General features: G+C 67.9%; 14 protein-coding genes. 2 read left to right on the top strand and 12 right to left on the bottom strand.

The genetic code is table 11. The annotated features are described in order from the left end of the window. Window positions 1-34: 34 nt before the first annotated feature. The 10 genes from OG787_RS11845 to OG787_RS11800 form a co-directional block, all read right to left on the bottom strand. Window positions 35-775: a restriction endonuclease gene (locus OG787_RS11845; protein ID WP_405535132.1), complete on the bottom strand. Its 741-nt coding sequence runs from the start codon at window positions 773-775 to the stop codon at window positions 35-37. Between the two features lie 46 nt (window positions 776-821). Continuing rightward, complete coding sequence (locus tag OG787_RS11840; protein WP_405535131.1) at window positions 822-1505, bottom strand: restriction endonuclease; 684 nt, start codon at window positions 1503-1505, stop codon at window positions 822-824. Continuing rightward, window positions 1505-1714, bottom strand: a complete 210-nt coding sequence (locus tag OG787_RS11835) for a hypothetical protein (RefSeq protein WP_405535130.1) — start codon at window positions 1712-1714, stop codon at window positions 1505-1507. Before OG787_RS11835 ends, OG787_RS11840 begins: the two co-directional genes overlap by 1 nt. Before the next feature lie 988 nt (window positions 1715-2702). After that, window positions 2703-4406, bottom strand: a complete 1704-nt coding sequence (locus OG787_RS11830; RefSeq protein ID WP_405535129.1) for a zinc-ribbon domain-containing protein — start codon at window positions 4404-4406, stop codon at window positions 2703-2705. A gap of 263 nt (window positions 4407-4669) precedes the next feature. Further along, the gene (locus OG787_RS11825; protein WP_405535128.1) at window positions 4670-5338 is read right to left on the bottom strand and encodes a hypothetical protein; all 669 of its coding nucleotides are present in this window, start codon (window positions 5336-5338) and stop codon (window positions 4670-4672) included. Continuing rightward, window positions 5338-6339, bottom strand: a complete 1002-nt coding sequence (locus tag OG787_RS11820) for a RimK family alpha-L-glutamate ligase (protein WP_405535127.1) — start codon at window positions 6337-6339, stop codon at window positions 5338-5340. Before OG787_RS11820 ends, OG787_RS11825 begins: the two co-directional genes overlap by 1 nt. Before the next feature lie 400 nt (window positions 6340-6739). Continuing rightward, window positions 6740-7108 carry a helix-turn-helix domain-containing protein gene (locus OG787_RS11815; RefSeq protein ID WP_405535126.1) on the bottom strand — a complete coding sequence of 123 codons (369 nt, stop codon included), beginning with the start codon at window positions 7106-7108 and terminating at the stop codon, window positions 6740-6742. Between the two features lie 219 nt (window positions 7109-7327). Then, a complete protein-coding gene (locus tag OG787_RS11810; protein ID WP_405535125.1) occupies window positions 7328-8359 on the bottom strand; it encodes a hypothetical protein in 1032 nt (343 codons plus the stop codon). Further along, window positions 8356-9642 (bottom strand): CHAT domain-containing protein, encoded by a 1287-nt coding sequence (locus OG787_RS11805; RefSeq protein WP_405535124.1) that lies wholly within the window; start codon window positions 9640-9642, stop codon window positions 8356-8358. The genes OG787_RS11810 and OG787_RS11805 overlap by 4 nt, the downstream gene beginning before the upstream one ends. A gap of 4 nt (window positions 9643-9646) precedes the next feature. After that, window positions 9647-11779 carry an ATP-binding protein gene (locus tag OG787_RS11800; RefSeq protein WP_405535123.1) on the bottom strand — a complete coding sequence of 711 codons (2133 nt, stop codon included), beginning with the start codon at window positions 11777-11779 and terminating at the stop codon, window positions 9647-9649. A 682-nt stretch (window positions 11780-12461) separates the two neighbouring features. On the opposite strand from OG787_RS11800, the gene OG787_RS11795 reads away from it, so the two are divergent. Then, entirely contained in the window at window positions 12462-12629 is a 168-nt protein-coding gene (locus OG787_RS11795; RefSeq protein WP_405535122.1) for a hypothetical protein, read from the top strand. 49 nt (window positions 12630-12678) lie between these two features. Here the strand turns inward: OG787_RS11795 and OG787_RS11790 are convergent, their stop codons facing one another. Then, entirely contained in the window at window positions 12679-13110 is a 432-nt protein-coding gene (locus OG787_RS11790) for a hypothetical protein (protein WP_405535121.1), read from the bottom strand. Continuing rightward, window positions 13111-13401 carry a hypothetical protein gene (locus tag OG787_RS11785; RefSeq protein WP_405535120.1) on the bottom strand — a complete coding sequence of 97 codons (291 nt, stop codon included), beginning with the start codon at window positions 13399-13401 and terminating at the stop codon, window positions 13111-13113. 494 nt (window positions 13402-13895) lie between these two features. On the opposite strand from OG787_RS11785, the gene OG787_RS11780 reads away from it, so the two are divergent. Next, window positions 13896-20537 carry a papain-like cysteine protease family protein gene (locus OG787_RS11780; protein WP_405535119.1) on the top strand — a complete coding sequence of 2214 codons (6642 nt, stop codon included), beginning with the start codon at window positions 13896-13898 and terminating at the stop codon, window positions 20535-20537. Window positions 20538-20672: the final 135 nt, after the last annotated feature.

Genomic DNA, 20672 nt, shown 5'->3' with positions numbered 1-20672 from the left:
GATCGTGGCGGCCAGCCCAAATCGGGCTAGTCGGCTACGCCGGTGAGTGCTGTTCGTCGACGACGGCGTACAGATGCTCGCCGTGGGCCCAGCGTTTGAGCTCCGGCCGGCCCACGAGGACGATTCCGTGGCGCCGGGCGAAGTCCGTCGCGGGCCGGGTGAACCCGTTCAGGGCGACGATGACGGCCACCTGCGCGTGATGTTCGGGCACCGCGGTGCCGTTGAACCTTTGAACGGCTTCGGATCCGACGGTGCCGCTGTACTGCTTGCATTGTAAAACGATCTTGTCGCCGTCGTCGTCCCAGGCCACGACGTCCGCCCCCAGGTCTCCGGAGCCGCCGATCCGGCGGGCGCGTTGGAACCCGTCCCGCGCGAGCAGGTCGGCGCACGCCTGCTCGAAGCCGTCCGCGCTCATGGCGGCGAGCTGCTTCATCCGGAAGGTCAGGACCTTGGGCGCATCGGCGACCGGCGCGGTGGCGTGCTCCTCCTCCACGTCTTCGGTGTCGCTGTAGGCGACAACGTAGCCGCCTCGGTCGGAGAAGACCACGAAGCACAGCAGCACCAGGGTGCCCAGGATGATCAGCGCGAACCACCAGGGATGCCCCATGAGCCACCCCCAGACGTCCTCCGTGAACCAGCCACCCACATCGTCGCGCAGCCAAGGCCACGCGTCCTCGGTCAGCCACTGCCAGGCGACCTTGGCGATGGCCAAGCCGAGGACCAGCCAGAGGATGACCTTCAACACCGGGTCCAGCGACCCGTCCTCGTCGAACAACGTTCCCCCTTGTCTACCCCGACCTGGCCTCTCGGCGACCCCCGCGCTATGCGGCCCGTCGCACCGATGTCCTGCGTGTCCTGCGGGCGGGCAGGCGCAGCAGGGTGTGCAGCGGGACTCCGTCTTCGGCCCACTGCCGCAGCCGCTCACGATCGACCCAGTGGACCTGATGCCGCTCGCCCCATGCCTTGGCATCCCGGGTGAAGCCGCCGTTGGTGACCACGACCGCGACATCGGCTTTGTGGACGGGGCCGGCGGTCCCCTTGACCTGGTACATCACCTTCGAGTCGACCTTGCCGCCGACGGTGGTGTGCTTGGCCTGCAGCACGATCCGCCCACGCTGCGCATGCTGGCCGATGACGTCGGCCGCCTGATCGCCAGCCTGCCCGACCTGCTGCGCCGACCAGCCGTCCCGGATGAGGAGATCCCGAAGCGCGAACTCGAACTCCGCATCACTGAGGGCGTCAATCCGGACGAGCGGGAGCCGCAGAGTCGCGACGAGCGCGGCCTGGGCCCGCCGCAGCCGAACCCTCCGCACCTGCCACCAGACGACAGCCAGCAGGGCCGCCACCGCCACGGCGGCGGCGAGCGGCCACCCGCGCACGATCGCGTGCCACAGCACCGTGGCCGCCTGGACCAGCATGGTCGCCACGGCCAGGGCGACGACAGCCGCTGCCACCCGTTCGCGGCGACCGCGCGGCGCGCGCAATCGCAACCGGATGCCGCCCATCACCGGCTCGACGACGCGGACACCGACGGTGTGGAGGCCGGCTTGTTCGTCTCGGCCCCGCTGTCGCTGCTGCCGAACCCGAAGACCTGCCCCCACAGCCAGACGAAGGCGACGACTCCTGCGATGGTCCAGCCGCCCAGCTTCTTGCCGCGTGGCCGAGGGTTCCTGCGGATGTGGCGACGAACCTCGTGAAATCCCTCCGGCGGCATGCCCTTTCCCCCTCCTGTGACCTGGCAACTTGATGATGCTGCCCTGTGGTTATGGGTGTATCAGCGGGCACTGACAAAAACTGATGGATCATCACGAGGGCCGGACTGCATCGACCGCAAACCGGCCAGGGCCGCTCGGATCGTCCTCATCGACCGATGAGGTGAGCGAGCATCGTGCCTCTGACTTGGAGGTTCTCGATGCCATGCGGTCGTCGTCCGTTGGCATGCACGCCACAGCATCTCGCCGATTCGCTGCCGGCTGCCGACAGTTCACCTGCGTCGACGCCGTGAAAGCGGCCCTGGAACGCGGCGGGGAGTTGGCGCGAAAGCGGAGGTGCCGAAGAGCGCCCGAGCCCTCTTTTTGGGACCCAACACGGGAGGAGCCGACCACATGGCGCGACCGCGACTGCGGACCAGGAACTGTTCGAGTCCAAGTGGCGGCCGCACAACCGGCTGGGCTTCGCGGCCCAGCCGACGACCTCCCCGGAAGCCGGCCAGGGCACTGACCACGCGGGCGCGGTGGCCCATGCGGCGTTCGAGTTGCTGGGGGCGCCGGTCCAGGAGCCGGATGGTGTAGGTCGAGGCGGTCAGGAACGTGAAGCGGAGCACGGCGAGCGTCACCGAGACCACGGTCACCGTGACGAGTGCGCCGGTCAGGTCCGTACCGGACAGGCCGCGGTCGGCCGCCTGCGCCTCAAGTCCGACGAGGACGAACAGGGTGTGCCGTTGAGCAGGTACATCGCGAGCGGCCAGAACGCCTGCGTCTGCAGACGGGCGTCTGCTCGGCCCACGCTCAGCCTGGCCTGAATCGTGTAGACCGCCGAGCAGGGAACCCCCTCCATGACGGCCTGTGCCTGCTCGCGTCCTGGGTCGTCACCTACCAGGACGCCGGGCGGGACGCCTGAGCACCGGGCGCGGAGGCTGTGGGCCGAGCGCCGGTTGATCGCTTGGGCCACTTGCCTGGCGGTCAGGCAAGCGGCAGCCCGACTCACACGACGCCGCGCCTTTGCGCGGCAAATGCCCACTGCTTGACCTGTTCGATGGTGGCGTCCGGTGTGGGCGCTGCTGAGTGGACGACGAACTCGGCATAGGTTGGATCGTCGATCGGCAGTGGGGTCAGAGGGTGTTCACGCAGCCGGGCCACGAGGTATCCGGCGGCGAGGAGGTCCCGGGACTTCTCGATGTCGACCTCGTACTTGTCCGCGTGCCAGTAGGAGCCGTCGTACTCGATGACGAGGGTCCGGCCGGTGGTGAGCTCGACGGTGATGTCGACGAGCCAGTGCGAGCGTCGGGCGAACGCGTCGTGCCGCACCGATCGGCCGGACGCGGCCCCGCCGAAGGCGCGTTCGGAGGCGGCGTGGTGATCGAGTTCTACCTGCGACTTCCCGTGTTCCCTGCACTCGGGGCAGCCGCTGCCGCCGGTCCGGGACGCCAGCGAGGCGCGCCAGACGTGATCGGCGTTCGTGGGGCAGATCCAGGCGGGTATGAAGGATGTCTGCCCGCTCGGGCGTACCTGCCATGCGGAGCACGGATTCAACGGGGACCATTCGGCTGCCAGGTCCGGGAAGTGGTAGGCGAGCGAGTCCAGGATCGTGCGACATTCGGGGCACCGAAGGCGCTGGCCCTTGTCGCGTTGAGTCGGCGTTTCCTGCCACTCGTGGCCGCAGTTCGGGTCCTGCCACCACACGCTCTTGCGGGAGCCGGGAGACACGGATGTGACTTGGATGCTGCCGTTCTTGGACGGGTGCCACTGTGAGGCGATCTCCGCGGCGAGACTGAACGCCGACGGATCCGTCTCGACAGCCGCAAGCCGTTCATCATGTGTGTCCTGACCATGGCAGGAAGGGCAGCCGGCCGTCAGGTACGTGTGCGGTGACAGCCGCGGATGATGTCCTTGTGGGCAGCGAAAGCGATGCTCGGAACCGTGACCGGCGACTGTCACGGTACGGGGGTCGTCGTCATCCGCCCAGGCCGCCAGCAACTCGGGGATGTCGGCAACCGGCATCACCTTGTAGCGCTCGTACTCCGCTTCCCACGCCGCGCGCCGCTTCGGTTCGCACTCGGGGCATTCGCGAGCGCCGACCATGTCCAGGACCCGCTTGGTGAACCGCAACCCGCAGTCCGGGCAGCGCCAGGACACCTCGCGGCGGGCCTTGACCGTGACGGTTTCCCAATCCGCGGTCTCGTTGCTCTCGTGATCCCACCAGTCGACGACGGGCAGGCCCGAGTCCTTGAGCAGGTCACGCTTCTTCGCCTGCCTCGCCGCGGCTGTGGTGGAGGTCTGCCGGTCGCGCCTGGGGTTGGTCTGGCACCTGCACCCGAACCCGATGTCGCCCAGTCGCTCGGCACTCAGTCGTTCGCAGTACCGGCATCGCACGTGGTGCGGGTCCTCAGACAGTGATGGTTCCGTGAGCGGCCCGAAGTAGTCGTAGCCGTTCTTCTCGGCGTGCTCGCGCGCCTCCGCTGTCGGCACCGGTATCAAGTTCGCGTACGCCCCCTTGAGGCGCCGGTCCTCCTCCGCCCAATGTCGCCAGTAGCAGGCCCGGCACGTCGCTTCCCCGAGCGCGTTCTTCTCGAGGGTGTACTCGAACCGGTAATGCGCCTCGACCCCACACGCCAGGCAGCGCGTCAGACGCCACGCAGTCGGCTTGGTGAACGGCTCCAGGGGTTCCAGACCGCCAGCACGCAGCATCGCCGTGATGTGGTCGTCGCACCAGGATTGGCGTGAACGGGTCCGGTACGCGGCCGGCTGTGAGCAAGTCGGCTCAGAGCACAACTGAACCGTCTTTCGAGGCGACGTAGAACTCACGTGCGGAGTCCTCCTCCCGCTCCGGGGCGCGCGAGTCCGTCAGATGCTCACAGCGCCAAGCAGCATGCCAGCCCGGTCGTTGTCGATCGTTTCAACTGAGTGAGTGAGCACCGTTCCTGGCCTGGGCGGCTGCGGAGTCGGAGACATTACCTCGGGGACGGGGGCGCCGAACAGGTCGTAGAGATCAGGCATTTTTGTTCCGTTTCATCTGTTCTTTTCGTGCCGTGCTCGTTGAGTGCGATGCCCCCCAGCACGATGAAAAATGCAAGCGCGGCCGCGACTGCCAGCGTAACCGCGTCGCGGAACACCGTCAGGAACGTCCTGACTGTTTCCTCCCCGATGCTCACCGTTCCGACGTATGCCTCCGCAAGGCTCGCTCGCATCGGCCGAGTTCCTTGAGCGGCAAGCCGCGTATCGGTGCGGCCCAGGACCGCCCGCGCAGAAAGGACCGACGCGGCGCCGGCGACTGAGAAGACTGCCATTGCGCACGAGGCGGCCCATAGCGCGATGAGAGACCAGTGCTGTTCCAGCACGTCGGCGAACTTCCCTATAACAGCTGCGATGAGTGCAAGAGCGACTGTGGCGAGGACGCCCGCTCGGTTGCGGATGCGATCGAGGTCAGCCATCTGCCGATCGATCTGGCGACGGCCTTCCTCTATCAGAAGTCCGAGTTCCTCATCACTCAGGGGCGGCACGTTCCTGGTATAGGGTTCGGGCTCAGCAAACGTAGGCATGGTGTGCCCGGGATGCAGGAGGGCCACGCAGTAGACGAGGTAGAGCCGGGCTTCGGCGAATCGTCCTCTGATAACGGGCATCAGGCGCCCCGCAGCCAGCTGGCCAGAGAGTCAGCAATCTGTGAAGTCATGTCGTCGGGCAGGAAGAGCCACTGGCCACCGGGATTGAGGTCCACGAAGGCAGGTCCGGCATCTTCCACGATCCAGTCCTGACAGGTGAAACCGGTCTGCAGATCTTGGGCCAGGCGCATGGCGTCTCGTTCAACGCTCTCCCAGCGGGCGGAGGGTACGAAGGACCGGTGGGCACGGGCGGCCTGGCGCCAGTCGAGGGGCAATTCGGCAGCATCGAGTTCGGCAGTCCAGGCGTGTCCGTCGACGGTGACGATCCGCAGATGCATTCGGGCAGTGAGCAGCTTCTGCGCGAGGAAGGGCGCGCCGAGCAGATCGACCCCCGCCAGGTCCCGGGCGGTCACGGCCTGAGTGTGCACGACCTGGTCGCGGCCGTCACCAGTGGTGAAGTTGCCGGGGCCGAGCGGTTTGATGACGAAGGGCTCACCGAGCTCGGCCGCCAAGTACGCCGGGTCCGCACAAATGAAGGTCTCCGGGACACGCAGCCCGGCCATCTGAGCAGCCCTGTACTGCACGAGCTTGTTCTCGGCAGCGAACAACGCGTCCACTCCGCACATCCACGAGATACGGGCATCACGAAGCAGAGCGGCCAGCACCGTCATACGAGCGGCAAGACGAGCAGCGGCCCGACTGCCCAGCATGGTTCCTGCATCCCACCCAGCGGGAGCCAAGCGCCTGATCCAACCGCGAGCAACCACTTGCGGTGACAAGCGGACTTGTTCGCCGGCCAAGTCGATGAATGTGCCTTCCTCCGGGCTCAGGCGGTAGAGCGCGGAGGGCAGCGTAGCCGCATCGATGACCACGGTGCCCTGCTTCGGAAGCCGCGCGAGGACGGTGCTGACATGCGGATCTGTCGCATCACCGATCAGGAACACCCTGACGGGATTGCAGTCCGGGGAGAGCGCCATCGAACATGCTTCAGCAGCAGTTGGCGCCACGGGGTGAAGTCCCATGCGCTTGATCGTAGAAGAGTCCTCGCCCGGACCCTCGTTGCCAGGCGAGGTGCGGCTGTTCAACGCGGCCCTGGCCCCGTGGCGGCGCGAGCCGACCGTCCGCGAGTTCGTCCACCGCACTCGCAAGGAGCTCGGCGTCGCCGCCCGAACAGCACGGTCCCACAGTGATCCGCGCGGTGTGGGCCGTCACGCCTGGTCAGCGCCCGGGGTTCCCATCCCATGGAGGAGCGACGGCCACCTCCACATCGGCCGATTCGGGGTCCGCGTCTACTGGAACCAGACGGAAGGCTGGGGACGCTCGTTTCTCGCCAGCAGCGATCCAGCGGTGGGAGTGCCATGAATAGTGCACAGGTGGTGACGCGGCGTTTTGCCTGTTCACAGGGGTGCCACATGCGAGGTATCACCAATCGCTTGCGCACTCCACCGGGTCACCACTCTTTAAACGCAGAGTTGATGGAAGCCTCGTAGACGAACGGAATCGCACCCCGGAGCTCTGGTTCGGATGGCCGTAGAGGTCCTGATTTTCCGCATCGACGCACCTCGTCCGGAGTGGCCCTCGGGGGCGGGATGGTCGTCGTTCGCGGCGTGCCGGCTGTCTGTACAACGACCCGGGAGTCCGTCCGAAGGCGGCCCTGAACGCGCTGACGAAGGCGCTGGGCGAGGAGAACCCGCAGACCGCGGCCGCCGCCTGCGTGATGGTCCGTCCCTCGGCGAGGAGCATGACCGCCCGGTGCAGGCGGAGCTGTGTGCGCCAGGCCGTGTAGCCCATCCCCAGCTCGTCGCAAAACAGCCCTGGACAGGGTCCGCTCGCTCGCGCCGGCCCTCCGACCGAGTTCGGCCAGGCTCGGCGAGGCGGTCATGTCGGACTCCTGCACTCGCCGACACCCCGCACGTCTGCTCGACCGCGCGCACACATCACATAGCAACACGACGAGGGTGGGCCCTGTAGACGATCGCGGGGTGCACACATCCTGACCAGCGCGGGCAGTCAGCGCGAGTAGTCCGCAAGACTCAGCAACAGGTGGGACGACTCCGGGCGCACGTGGTCGGAGTGGGCACCGGCCGGGCTGAAGCGGCGTCCGCGGACGTACACGTCGGAGGCGTCGACGTTGACAAAGTGGTGGTCGAGTGTGGGGAGTGGATACCGCTCGTCGAGGGACAGCAGGCGCGTGGTGAACATGGGCGCGGGTGCCGGCCCGATCCCGGAGTGCCCGATGCCGAGCTGGTGCTCGGCCCGGAGGTGCCAGAACCCTGTTGCCCGATCGTGGCGGGAGTAGGTGGCGACGATGGGGCCCCTCAGGGGGGCACCATCGTGCTGGTCGCTCGGCAGGATGCGCGGGAAGAGCGAGAGGAACGCGTCACGCCGTGCGGCCATCTGGAACAGCAGCATGCTGTCGACTGTGAACGGGCGATTCGGCGAACGGCCTGCCGCGCTCCAGCCAAGTGTGTCCTCGCGCTGGTCGTCTGCCGCCCACTGCACCGCCTCACACAGGAACCGGCAGCCGAAGGAGTGTCCGACGAGGTGGAGGTACTGCCCATCGCGGTTGGCCAGTACCGGTGCCGCCCCGGGGGCGGCGCGCTCCGCGTCCAAATAGCCGAGCAGCCGGCCCAGGATGTGCGCGGCGTGTCCGTCGCCGTCACGCGCTCCCATTGCGTGCGCCCGGTCCCGGATCCTGCGGTAGCCGGTAGGTGTGATCGGGCTGGACGACGGCCAGCGCACCACCACACACCACGGGTTGAAGCCCCCGGCCGCCAGGGCCGGATACCTGTCCGGGGCTGCTTCCAGGTTTCCGTGCGCCAGAGTGAGCAGCCGCTCGGCCGTGCGGTGAGCGGACCTGGGGGACGTCTGCCAGCCGTGCACGTAAACGAAGATGTCCGTCGCCCAGGCAGGCGGGGCCAGGCGCTCCGCGAAGTAGTGGCGCAGCCGGTGGGCAGGCACCGGGTTCCCCAAACTCGCATCTAGCAGCCAGCCGCTCTCGTCCAGGTCAACGGCCTCGACGACCGCAGCGGCAGGGCTCACGCGCCGCCTCCGCTTGTCAGTTCCAGGCGGGAGTCCATGCCGCCGTGCAGCCCATAGGCGAAGCCCAGCGGGTTGCGGTACCGGGCCGCGAAGTGCCGGGCCAGCTCGTGCGCGATCCTGCCGGCGGTCGACTCGCCGCGCAGGTATCGCCTGACGAACTCAAGTGCGTACTCAGCAGCGAACGCCTGTGGCATCGCGATATGCGGCCCGAGCACGCCCTGCGCGCCATGCTCGATGAGCATGCGCCCCAGGAAGGCGCGGTCCGCGCTCGCCCCGGAGATTCCGGCTTGGCAGGCGTTGAGCAGGACGAGCGGTCGGAAACAACTGTTGCGGTGGCTTGCCCGCAGCTCACGTACGGTAAGGCCGTCGAAGGGGTGGGCATCCGTGAGTCTGATGACCAGGACGTGGGGTTCGGGCTCGTTGGCCATGAACTCGCCGTGGCACCAGAAGTACATCAACTGCTCGTCCAGATCCGGCTTTTCGAAGTCGCGGACCAATTCTTTGTATTTCGTACGCACGGTGCACGCCGTGCCTTCCGCCAGCGCCTTCGCGACCTCGTCAGCCCGGGTTGTCCGGCCCAGGTTGGCGTCGTGGTTCAGGCTGACGACAGGCTTCTGCTGTGCCGTACGGGGCGGTCCGATCCACGCATAGGCATCGCCCGTGTGCTCGACCTGATGCCTATGGCCGAGGAATCGCGCGAAGAGTGCGCCGAGGGGTGTGTCGGACGCGGTGGATTCCTCGCTGACGCAGAGCATCGGCCAGGGAAGCTGAAGATCGGAGTCGAACCGCACTCGTAGTCCCTCTTTGGACAAGGCTGAGTGGAGAAAGGTGCGGAACGCCTTGATCCGATCGTCGTCTCCGCGCAGCAGGGTGTCGAACAGCAGGGACTCACCGATGCGGGCCAGATCGGCTACCGCCTCGCGCAGCTCGTCCTCCGGTTCACCGCTGAGATCTGCCGCCACCGCGTAGGGACGCTGGCGTTTTCGCAGGTCCCGGGCTCGGTCGTCGACCGGCTGGAAGTCGACAAACTGTGAATTCCAGCGAGCGCGGAGCCGGGCCGCCGCGCCGAGGGCCTCGTCAGGCCGGGCTATCAGGTCGGCCTTGTGCTCGGTGCCCACGAGCGCCGGAACAGACGTGCCCGACATACGAGCCCGGATCCGGCCGCCGCCGAGGACGTCAAAACTCACGCGAAGATCGGGAGGCTCCGTCGTCTCCAGATGCGGCAGGAAGCGGAATCCGTCGCTGGGGTCCTGAACGACGCGGGTGGTCAATTCACGGGGCACCGGGTCAGGACCTCCCTTTGCGCGGCGCTGCCCATCTCTGCCCCGTCTCGGTGGGCACGGGACCTGCGATGTCCAGGTCCGTCTCCACCTGATGCAGGGCGACGCCGGTGTCGTGGTGCAGAAAGGTGAACCGGATCGTGTGCGTACCGGGCTCCGTGGCCGTGACGCGGAACTGCGCGGCCTCGGCGCTGCCAGGGCCGTACAGCATCGTGGCCGGTGCAACCTCCGCACTACTCAATGGCACCGCCACGATATCCAGCGAAGGCCGGTTGCCCGGGCGGGCCCAGGGATGCGAGGGCTCGGCCACCAACTCCACGGTCAGGCGAACAGGGGCCCCAGCACGGGGACGGTCGTCCAGGAGCGTCAGACGGGCTTGGCAACGCGACACTGCCGTGGATGCAGCGAGCGCCACGTCTTCAGCGCCGAGGGCCTTCGCGTACTCCCTCCCGATGCGCAGCTCACGCCCACGCACCATGCGCGCCACGGCCTGCCCGCGAGCGTCGAGCCCGGCCCGGTTGAGCAGCAACGCGAGCGCACCGAGCACGCCCCCGTCTTCCCCGCCGCCCCCGTTCCCGTCCGCGTCAAGGGCTTCGAGCAGAGCACGCCCCCAACTGCCCACCACCAGCGCCTCGTTGTCGTCACCCGCTTCCACGAGCACCCGCGCCCACCGCCGGGCGACGACCTCCCCCTGATCACAGGCGTCGACGACATCGCGCAGCACGACGGGCAGCGCGGTACGAGGGGACGCGCACAGCAGGTGGTACGACTCGGCGAGCCGCAGCTCCCGCCACTCCTCCGCCGCCCACAACTTGTCTGCGGAGAAGGGCACTTCGGCCTCAACGCGCCAGCCGGAGAAGGTCTCGGCGAGCCGGGTGTGCCGCTCGGCCCAGCCGCGCGGGGAGCGACGCCGCTGGAGGCGGAGCATCGGGGCGCGGACGACATCGTGGTATTGGATCCGGTCACCCCGCTCGCTGACGAACGGCAGCGACCTCAACCACCCGAACAGCGAGTCGAGTTGACCCTCCTCGCAGTCGACAGCGGCGCGGAACACATCCGCGTCCAGGCGCTGGGGCAGCGCACAGGCGAGGGCGGCGGCCTGGCGTACGGGATCGGTCTCCCACTTCAGGAACCGTCCGACGGCGGTCGCGCTCGGGTCGCCGACGTCGTCGGGATCGGTGGGCCGGGCCTCGGCGAGGGTGGAGACCAGCACCGGCAGCCCGCCGGTGAGCCGCAGCACCTCCTCGACGACCGGCTCGGCCGTCACCCCCTTGTCGGCGAGCAGTCCACGCGCCTCGGCCTCCGTGAACGGCCCGAGCGGGACCTCGGTGACGAAGTCGGCGAAGCCGCCCCAGCGCCCGGTGTCGAAGGGCCGCTGACCTGCGGTGACGAGGACGAGGTTGGCGGGGAAGGAGAGGTCGCCGTAGTGGTCGGTGGTCATGATGTCGTGCAGCCAGCCGTCGAGGAACGGCCCGGTGCGCTCGTACGTGTCGAGGAACAGGACGATCCAGGGCACGGCCGCGCAGATGCCGTCCAGCTCGGCGAGCAGCACCGGGGTGAGGACGCGCTCGGGCGCGAGGACGAGCTGGACGTCGTCCTGGTTGCGCAGTCGGTCGGCGCCCTGGGCGATGCGTTCGGCGTCGAGGGCAGCGGCGAACGACCCGACGACCGGGATGAGTCCGGCGCCGGCAAGCCCGATCCGGGCGGCCGTGAGACTGCCGGTGGAGGGGCTGCCGGACTGCGGCTCCAGACCTTCGAGGCTGGCGACGGCGGACTCGGCCTCGTGCCGCCGCTCGCGATGGGCCGCGAGCAGCCGCTCCAGCTCCTTGAACCGCCGCCCCTGGGCAGCGAACTGACGGCACATCACCAACAGCGCCTCCGGGACGCTGCCGACGCTCTCGTCGACGTGCGCGGTGAGCGCGCCGCATTCCTTGGCCTGCTGCTCCAACTCCCTTACGAGGAAGGTCTTCCCGACCCCCGAATTGCCGTGCACATGGAACCAGAAGCGGTGGCGTTCGTCGTCGGGCGACAGGTCGAAGTTGGCCCGGAACGCGGCCCGTTCGGCACCCCGGCCGACGAAACCGGCGCGTCTGCGCTGCTGGATCAGCTGCCGCATCGAGGGGCGCGACGCCTGAGCCATCCGTAGGTCTCCTTGTGTCGGGGCGAGCCTGCTGCTGTGTCCACCGGTCGGGACCACCAGTCTGGCCCAACTGCCGCAAAACCAACATGTGGGCGTCATTCGTCGGTGCAGTCAAGCACGTGGCGAGCCGTCGGCTCAGCCTGCCACCGGAAAAAAAAGGGGCTGACGCCGCCGCTGTTGTCAGTCCTGGCGGACGGCGTTCCGGCCCGGGCCGCCGTACAACTTGTCGGCGGTCCGCGCCGCCGCGTAGGACGTCACCGCCGCTGTTGCCCCAATGAGTGTCCGTTCTGACGTTGCCGTAGAGGGTGTCGGCACCCTGCCGCCCCGGAGGTGGGCTCGGTCCGTTTTGGCGGACATCCCAGCTCAGGGGTTCAGCCCCCAGGGGAGAGGCGGGGATCTGCCACCCGAGTGTCCGCTCTGGGAGCTTCCATGAACCGTTGGGCCCGCATGCCCAGGTCGGGCCGAGGGCTTCGATCTCTTCAGTTGAGAGCATAAACCCGTCCCACCTTCCGGGCTCTAAGGACAGAACCTGCCAGGCCAGCTATGCTCAACTCAGCCTAAAAGTCGTGTAGTTCACGGAAGAGATCGGTGCTGCTAAGGCACCAGAGCGGGTGCTCCTCTGAACGAGGGGGATCGGGGCGGTGCCCCGGTGCCTTCGCCGATCTCTCTCGAAAGGAGCTGCATGGAACTCGCGGGTTGGGTGACTGTCGCCACGGTGGCGGTCGTGGGAGGTTTCACCGTTCTCGGACACCTCTTCGACCAAATCCCGGCGCTCGCCCAGAAGATGATCACCGCAATTCGCTCCGTTCGCGCGGTGCGCGATGAAGTGAAACGGAACGTCCGCAGGTGATACCGGCCGCGCCGGATGCACCCCTCAGCGTTCGGTGCGGCCGCATCACTCAGAGGCCGAGATCATCCTCGTATTCGGCGATGGCGAGGACCGTTGCGGGCTGCTCCTCCTCGGCCGGAGGTGGCGGTGGCACTGGATGCCCTGCCCACCGGAGCCGTTCCTCCGGAGTTGGCTCCCGGCTACTCCGACGCCAGGATGCACTCCCTCGCACGGTAATCGACGTGACCGCCAGCTCTGTGCCGTCCGGCAGCACCCCACGGCCAGGCTCTCGGTAAGGCTCCGAAATCGTGATGTCACGCCGCTCATAGCCGAGCCTGCTGGCAACTGACTCCAGGGTGCCCATCTGAGTGTTCCCGACGTACGACCACTGGTCCTCGCTCGCATCGTCTGAGAACTCCACGACGCCGACAAGGTAGACCCCGTCCCCGTTCGGGTCGCCGAAGAGCTGCCGCAAGCGGTCGGGTCCGAAGTCGCCCGTCATCTATCCGTCCACCCCTGCGTCGCCGTTATCAGATTTTCCGTCGAGCAACCCAATCACAGTCTCCTTGGCTTGCGGCTGAGCCGTGTGCTGTGCCATCCGTGACCCGATCACGGCCACCCTGCTGAGCACCCCGGCGGCTTCCTTGAGTGTGGTTGAGGGCGGCAGCACGAAGCGCGCGCCGAACTCGACTTCACCGCTGAGCTTGGCCTGCCCCTCGCCGTAGCCATTCGGTAGCCATTGCCGAGGAACGCTGGTGGGGAAGTCTCCCCCTTCGCTCATTCGGTTGGCCAAGCACTGCCAGGGCAGTTGCCTTCAGGCGCCAACGCAGGCTCCACCCCTCGGATAAGTGCATGTTGGCCGCATGAACCACGGGAGGGGGGTTCATGCGGCCGCGTGCCGTCCGCAGTTGCGGACATGCACCTCAACTTGCCCGGCTGTACGCGGCCGACAAACCGCTTAACTCCCGTGTGGAACAGGTGCCCCCGCTCGAAGGCCTCTGCTGAGAAAGAGCGTCTGTTCGTCGCTGCCTTCTGACGCTCACATGCCGTGTCCCACACGCGAGCAGCGTGATCGACTTCACGGAAATCGCGCCAGGACCCGCTGACGACCGCCCTAGCCACCGCTCGGGGTGAGCCCGTCAGGGGACGACACAGCGGCTACACACGCAGACGTATTGTCGGGCTGCTTCGCATCAGCCCTGCTTGTCAACTTCAATCCGTAAAAAGAACCTTGTCCCACCGGTATCGGGCCGACGCCCGGGAAACCGGACCAGAGGGGACGGGACATTGATCATCCTTCGGCAGAGCATCTCCCATGACGGCGGCGCCGCGGAGTCCACCCCAGTGGACGTCATAGTCGAGGTGCCCACCACGCTCTTCACCACCGGAGCCAACGGCGAGGCGACACGGACCCCCGGCGGCGCCCCGCAATCGGTGTCCTTCGTCCACCTCGCCGATCGAAATCGGTACCAGGTCGGCCTCCCCGAGACCGTCCTGACCGGTCCTACCGACGACTCGGTCACCGCGGCCGCGCGGTTCTTCCGTGCCGCGATCACTGCGGGCGACACCGACGCGCTCACGCTCCCGGTCCAGGTGCGGTACCGCTCGCTCGACGGACAGTGGCTGGGCGAACAGGCCTTCGACGTGTTGATGCTGCCGAAGCTCACTCCCGATGCCGACCGGGAGGGCCCCCAGCGCCCCCACGGTTTTCAGCCGAGGACGACCTACTTCCTCGTCAACAAAACGAGGTTCCTGGCGCTTCGCGAGAAACTTGCCGTCCACGGTGAGGGCCTTCCCCTGCTGGAGCTGCTGTCGTACCTGACGCAACTGGTGGAGGACATCCCCGGCTTCGCCGACGCCGATGCCGAGAAGATCACCGCGCTGCTGCGGGCCCAGTCCTCGGTGCGTGACGCCGACCGGCTGGTGAGCACCATCCGGCGGACGCACGATTCCCTCGTCGACAACCCGCTGACGGTTCCCGAACCGAAGACACTGACCATCGCCGGCACCCTGACCATCGCCGGCTCCACGGACAGCACCGTCTCCGCGCAGGACTTTGCCCCCTTCGACATCTCCGCCGAGTGGACCGACACCGAGGGCCGCCCCCGGGCACGCCGGTTCCGGTTTGATCCGGATGTGGTGGTGACCGACCGCTCCGCCCCGTTCGACCTCGCCGACAGCAGGCCGTTCTACGTCAGCGCCGTGCTGGCCGACGTGCGCGTGAGCGTGCGTGGCCTGGACGGCTCCACGCTGTGGAGCCGGAGCCTGCCGCCGGACGATCCCGCCCTGGCGGGGCTGCGCGCCACCGTCCCGGTCCAGACACCGACCACACTGGCCCGGCCCGACTCCCCGCCCCGTGACGCCAACCTGCGGCTGCGCGGCCGGGTCGTGGTCCTGAACAAGAACTGCGCCGTCAAAGACGTGCTAGTGCTGGTGCGGGCGAGGAGCGCCGCCGATCAGCCCTGGCGGGTCGTGGGCGCGGCCAAGGCGGACGGCGCGGGCAACTTCACCATGTCCTACCCCTACGGCACCCACACGCAGGCCCAAGCCGTCTGCTCGGTCGCGCCGGACGAACCTGGCGACATCCCGATCGTCGCTTCCGAGGGCGACCGGACCATCTCCACCGACTTCCTGTACCTCCAGGTCCGCAACCCCTATACGACGGACGGTCCCTGCGCGGGCGACGACTGCGGCTGCGGCACTTCGGAGAGCCCCCGTCGGCTACCCGACCATTCCGACCTGATCGGCTCCGACACCTACTCCCAGGACATCGGCGGCTCGTGCGTCAGCCTGTCGACGCCCAACCGCACCATCAACGAGTTCGCCTTCCAGGCCGTCATACGCACCTCGGATCCGGACGTCGCAACCTGCCGCCTCACCAGGAAGCAGACCGGACTCGCCGCCGTGGACGTCTCACAGGTCGCCGCACTGGCCGCTGGCGCCGCTGCCCTGCAAACCCGGGCTGCCGCCTCCCTCCTCGCGGCGCGGCGGAGCGTCGAGCTGAACACGGGGCCGGCGGCGCTCACCGTGCTGAAGGCCGTCGAAGCCGCGCAATCGCACGTCCTGGCCGTCCACGCCGCCTTCACCGCCGACGGCCCGCCGATCACCCTGACCGTCCTCACCGCCGCCCGGGAGCACCTCGCCTCCCTCATCTCCACCCTGCGGGCGACCCGTGACCGGGCGGCCGCGGACGGCTTCGCCTTTCCGACCGAGGCGGCGCAGACCATAGGCGCGGCCGAGACCCTCGAACCGCTCGTCGGCCAAGCCGTCGACACCGTCGGCACCTCGGTCCACTACGAGCTGACCGGTGCCACCACGACCCGCACCCGCCAGCCGGTGGGGCTGCACAACCCCATCGAGTGGCAGAACGCGCCGGAGACCCCGGACTCGCCAGCCATCACGGGCCCGGTCTCGTTCCCCCACTGGTGGGCGGCCTCTCAGGGCTCCCTAACCGCACCGGCCTCCCTGCAGTGGCCGCACATTCCGTCGTTCCCGCGCCTGCCCCGGCCGCAGGCCGCCCCCGCGCAGCCGGCCGACCTCCACGCCGAGTTCTCCCAGGCGGTCAGTGTCGCCACCGGGCATATCCTGCACTACAAGGTGCTGTTCAAGGCCGACGGGTACTCCCTCGGCGACCTGGTCTACTCCCTCCCACTGGCCCCGGGGCAGAAGAAGGAGATCGTGGTCTTCGAGGCGTCGAGGACCCTCAGCGGCGCTGAGTCCCAGCAGGTGGGCCAGGACGAGGGACTGGCCATGGGGCTGGTGAACGAACGCGACGTGACCAGCACGCTGGCCGGCGGCATCGCCGAGTCGCTGCGTGGCACCTCCCGCGCCGACACCTCCGGCGTCAGCTACGGCTTCGGAGCCGCAGGCCAAGGTTCCGCCGGCACCGGCACGTACGGCGGCTCGGGCGGTGCCGTCATCGGCGTTGCCGGCGGAACGTCCCAGGCGAGCAGCGAGGCTGGCCAGCACGGATCACGCGACGTGGCCCAGTTCTTCAGCGAGCGGCTACGGCAGTCGATTATGCAGAACGCTGAGGGATACCGGCAGCTCAACGCCTCCGTCGTCACCAGCGTCCAGCAGAGCCAGCGGTACGGCGTCACCAGTGAAGCGGTCGCCAACCACAACCACTGCCACAGCCTCACCATGATGTACTTCGAAGTACTGCGGCACTACGCCATCTTCCACGAACTCGCCGCCGTGGAGGAGTGCGTCTTCGTGCCCCTGCTGCTGGCCCGCTTCTCCGTGGAGAACATCGCCGCGTGGCGGGACGTGCTCGCCCCCGCCCTGCTGCCCATGCCGTCGGACACCTACCTTCAGCCGTCCACGGGCCTCACCACTCCCAGCCGACGTCAACACCCGCTGCTGCCCGCCTTCGACGCCGTCCAACGGCTGCGCACCAGCTACGCCAACGTGGACTTCCCGTCCTCCTCCTATGACGAAGAACCAATCCGCTTCCTGACCGGCCGCCTGCAGCTGCGGGTCGCCCTGCCCCGCCCGAAGACACGCTACGACCGGATCAAGACCTTCCCGGTAATCGCCAAGACGGTGGTCACCGACCGGGTGGACGTGCCGGCGACGCTCAAGTCCGCGTGGGTCGACTCCGTGGCCGCGGGCCTGACCGGCGGCCTGTCCCTCCTGTTCACCGGACCACCCGGAAGCAACATCGAGTACAAGACGGCCCAGGTCGAAGGCAGGAAGGCCGTGTTCGACGCGTTCATGACCCTCGACGCCAACTACGAGAGCGTGCCGCCCGCCCGGTGCATGCGGGTCAAGAACTTCGACCCCGTGAGCATCACCGCCAACGGGGTGACCATCACCGTGTCAGGTTTGGACTTCTTCCAGGACGGGCAGCGCGACCGCGAGCACTGGGAACTGTACGCCCGCCTCCTCGGATACGGCGACGTGCTCGACATGCTCACGTACTACTTCCGCGGCCGACTGCTCTCGGAGTGGGACGACATCTTCCACAACGACATTGCCCCGCTGGTCTTCGACAGGATCATCAACAGCGTGCGGCTGGGCGAATTCGCCGTCGACACCACCGCGTCGAGCCGCTACACCGGCGGCGAGCGACTGATCGAGGTCACCCTCTCGGGGACAACGAGCAAGCGCCGCAACCAACTCCCCGACCAGCTCCACCTCAACGTCACCAGCGCCAGCGCCCGGGCGCTGCGCGGCTACGTCACTCTGAACGTGGAGAACGTGCGGCTGGACTATGCCACCGCTCACTACCGGGGGCCCCTGTACGCCGGCGGACTGCGGAACGACCTGCTGGACGGGGTTCAGCTCGACATCCCCCTGCGCCCCGACGAGAAACGCAACCCGCGCAGGGAGGACCGCTATCTGGCCGCCGCACTCGTCGAGCACCTGAACAACAATCTGGAGCACTACAACAAGCTGCTCTGGGTCCGGCTCGACCCAGACCGGCGTTACATGCTGCTGGACGGGTTCAGCATCCAGGTGTTCCACGCCGACGGCACTCCCGTACCGGGACCGGCTGGCCTGCGCAGCCTCGCGTCCGTGGTGAAGAACGAGGTCGTCACCGTCGCCGGCAACTCACTGGTCCTACCGGTGGCCCCCGGGTACCGCGTCAGCGGCTCCTTCGTCCGAGCCGCCGCGGACGGCGACGCGGCGGTGATCTCGCTGCTGGACCACTACCAGCCGCTCACCCCTGTTGAGCCGTACCGGGTCAGCGTCCCGACGCGGGGAGTGTTCACCGAGGCGGTCCAGGGGGTGTGCAACGCCTGCGAGAAGATCGAGACCGACCGGCTGCAGGACTGGAGCCGGTTCGGCCTCGACGAGGCGCCCGCGATCACACCGGTCACGCTGCCCACCCCCACCCTGGACGAATGGAAGGCCTCCTTCCGGGACTTCGCCGCCCCGATGGTCAACGTCCAGAGCACTCCCGCGGCGCCCGCACCGGGCGCCGGACTCGCCGGACTGTCCGAACTGCTCGCGAACAGCGGGGTGTTCAGGGACATCACCGGGCTCGATGCCAACCAACAGAACGCCATCAGGACTTACCTATCGAACCAGGAGAACGTCAAGGCCTTCGCCGAGATGGCCAAAGAGATGGCGACGCAGCGCCACAACACCCAAAACAGCGGCCGGATCATGGATTCGATCACCGCCGCCAGGAGTTCGGGAGCGATCAGCCAGGAGGACCACGGTCTGCTCGTCAAGGACCATCTGCGCCAGCAGATCGACGGCGGGACGGGCCGCAGGGCCGAGGCCGAGGCGGAGGGACAGACGACGGCCACTCCGCTCAGCCAGGCAGCCGTCCAGGCCGTGGCCCAGGGCAAGGACGTCACGGCCAGTCGGCTCGACAGCTCCGGCAACAGCGAGTCGGTGACGATCCGTGGCGCATCCTCGTCCCGGGTGCTGGCCGAGGTGCAGGGAACCGTTCCCCACCTGCGGCAGCGCAGGGAAAATGACTGCTGGGCGGTGACCGCGGCGATCATGGTCGGCTGGAGGGACAAACGGGTCCTTGACCCCCTTCCCGTGGTGACCGCCGCCGGACGGAAGTACCGGGACCTCTACTTTGCCGACACCGGCCTACTCGCACAGGACAAGGACGACTTCGTCCTGCGGCTCCGGATGGTCGCCGAGCCGCCGGAGAGCTACCGGCTGGGGCAGTACGTAGACTGGCTGAAGACCTACGGTCCCCTCTGGCTGACCACAGACGGAACGCCCAGATCGCAGTTTTCGCCGCACGCCAAGGTTCTGGTCCGGATCTCCGGGACCGGCACCGAGGACGGCTCCGGCACCTACTTCACCTTCGTCGACCCAGACACCGGCAGCGAGGCGACCATGGAGTTCGCCGCGTTCGTCCGGGACTACGAGGACGTTGTCCGGAAAACCGGCCCCGACGTCCGCCTGCGGGCGCAGGTCGTGCACTTCATCGAGCGACGCGATGTGGCGGAGGGTTTCCAGCTCCAAGGCCCGTTCAACATCCACGAACCCATCCACGAGACGGTGACCCTCTCGGCGCTGTCCCGCTCTGACGTTCCGGTACCTTCTGGCGTGAAGGTGGGCGCCGACCAGGCGACCAACGAGTTCTGCCGCGGCGTCATCTGGAACGACGACCCCGCGATCCTGATGTTCGACGAGGACGTGGAGAACAACTGGAACTTCAGCAGCGGGATCTCCTGGGCCTTCGCCTTCAAGGCGGCCGGCCGGGCGTCGGCCAACGACCGCACCAACCTCACAGGCCGCTCGCACTACTTCGACCTGCAGTTCCTGCACGCCATGGCTCAGCGCGCCGGCGAACGGCCGGAAGACACCCTCGCCCAGATCATGCTCTGGGCCGAGGTGATGTACCGGCTGTCCATCCGTGAGGGCCTCTCGGGCACCGAACAGCTGGCGGCCGTCCCCATCGCGTCGAACGTCGCCGCCGAGGACACCTCCTACTCGTACGCGCTCGCCCGGTACTTCGACGACTCGACCCGCCCCAAGGGCACCGAGACCCTCCGCCACCTGCTCACCCTCGACAGCGCCTGTGCCTCCGTCGACCTGGGACGACGCGCGATCGGCTCGCTGCTCCACCTCGTGCAGGACTCCTACGCCCGCGGGCACGTCAAGCGAACATTGCTCAACCCGGAGGACCTCCTGCCGGACCGGAACGACGCGTTCAAGCCCGGCACCTACGGCCGCTACGGCGAGATCGAGAACTTCCACTGCTACCGCGGACAAGACGCCGAGGAACACGACAGGTATGACAAACCGGCCGGCGATCTGCCACGCATCGAGGACATCACCTCGTTCAACGCCATCATCGGTGCCCGGGACGCCATTGAGGCAGGCCGGACCCTGCTGAACATGTGGCACGCAAAGACACCATGGGCCGAGCCGGGAGGGCCGAAGGAATACCTGGAGGGAACGGTGTTCAAACTGGCCCCCACAGCGACGCCCGCAAACGCGAACGTCTGACGATCGAGGTACATCGGTTCCAGGAACACGATCGCGGGCCCATGTGAGTGAGGAGCCTCATGGCTTCCGGCTGGCGGCTGATTGTCTATGTCAGGCGGCGATCCGCAACTTCTTGTACTCGGCGTGGACTTCGCG

This window comes from Streptomyces sp. NBC_00075 (assembly GCF_045041225.1).
Classification (GTDB): domain Bacteria; phylum Actinomycetota; class Actinomycetes; order Streptomycetales; family Streptomycetaceae; genus Streptomyces; species Streptomyces adonidis.
The sequence above is the reverse complement of the archived record's forward strand: the minus strand, read 5'-3'. Positions and strand labels throughout refer to the sequence as shown.

Coding starts and splice junctions, on each gene's coding strand:
- OG787_RS11820 (WP_405535127.1), bottom strand. CDS start 6,339: ATGGGACTTCACCCCGTGGCGCCAACTGCTGCTGAAGCATGTTCGATG.
- OG787_RS11815 (WP_405535126.1), bottom strand. CDS start 7,108: ATGGGCTACACGGCCTGGCGCACACAGCTCCGCCTGCACCGGGCGGTC.
- OG787_RS11790 (WP_405535121.1), bottom strand. CDS start 13,110: ATGACGGGCGACTTCGGACCCGACCGCTTGCGGCAGCTCTTCGGCGAC.
- OG787_RS11800 (WP_405535123.1), bottom strand. CDS start 11,779: ATGGCTCAGGCGTCGCGCCCCTCGATGCGGCAGCTGATCCAGCAGCGC.
- OG787_RS11825 (WP_405535128.1), bottom strand. CDS start 5,338: ATGCCCGTTATCAGAGGACGATTCGCCGAAGCCCGGCTCTACCTCGTC.
- OG787_RS11830 (WP_405535129.1), bottom strand. CDS start 4,406: ATGCTGCGTGCTGGCGGTCTGGAACCCCTGGAGCCGTTCACCAAGCCG.
- OG787_RS11795 (WP_405535122.1), top strand. CDS start 12,462: ATGGAACTCGCGGGTTGGGTGACTGTCGCCACGGTGGCGGTCGTGGGA.
- OG787_RS11840 (WP_405535131.1), bottom strand. CDS start 1,505: ATGGGCGGCATCCGGTTGCGATTGCGCGCGCCGCGCGGTCGCCGCGAA.
- OG787_RS11835 (WP_405535130.1), bottom strand. CDS start 1,714: ATGCCGCCGGAGGGATTTCACGAGGTTCGTCGCCACATCCGCAGGAAC.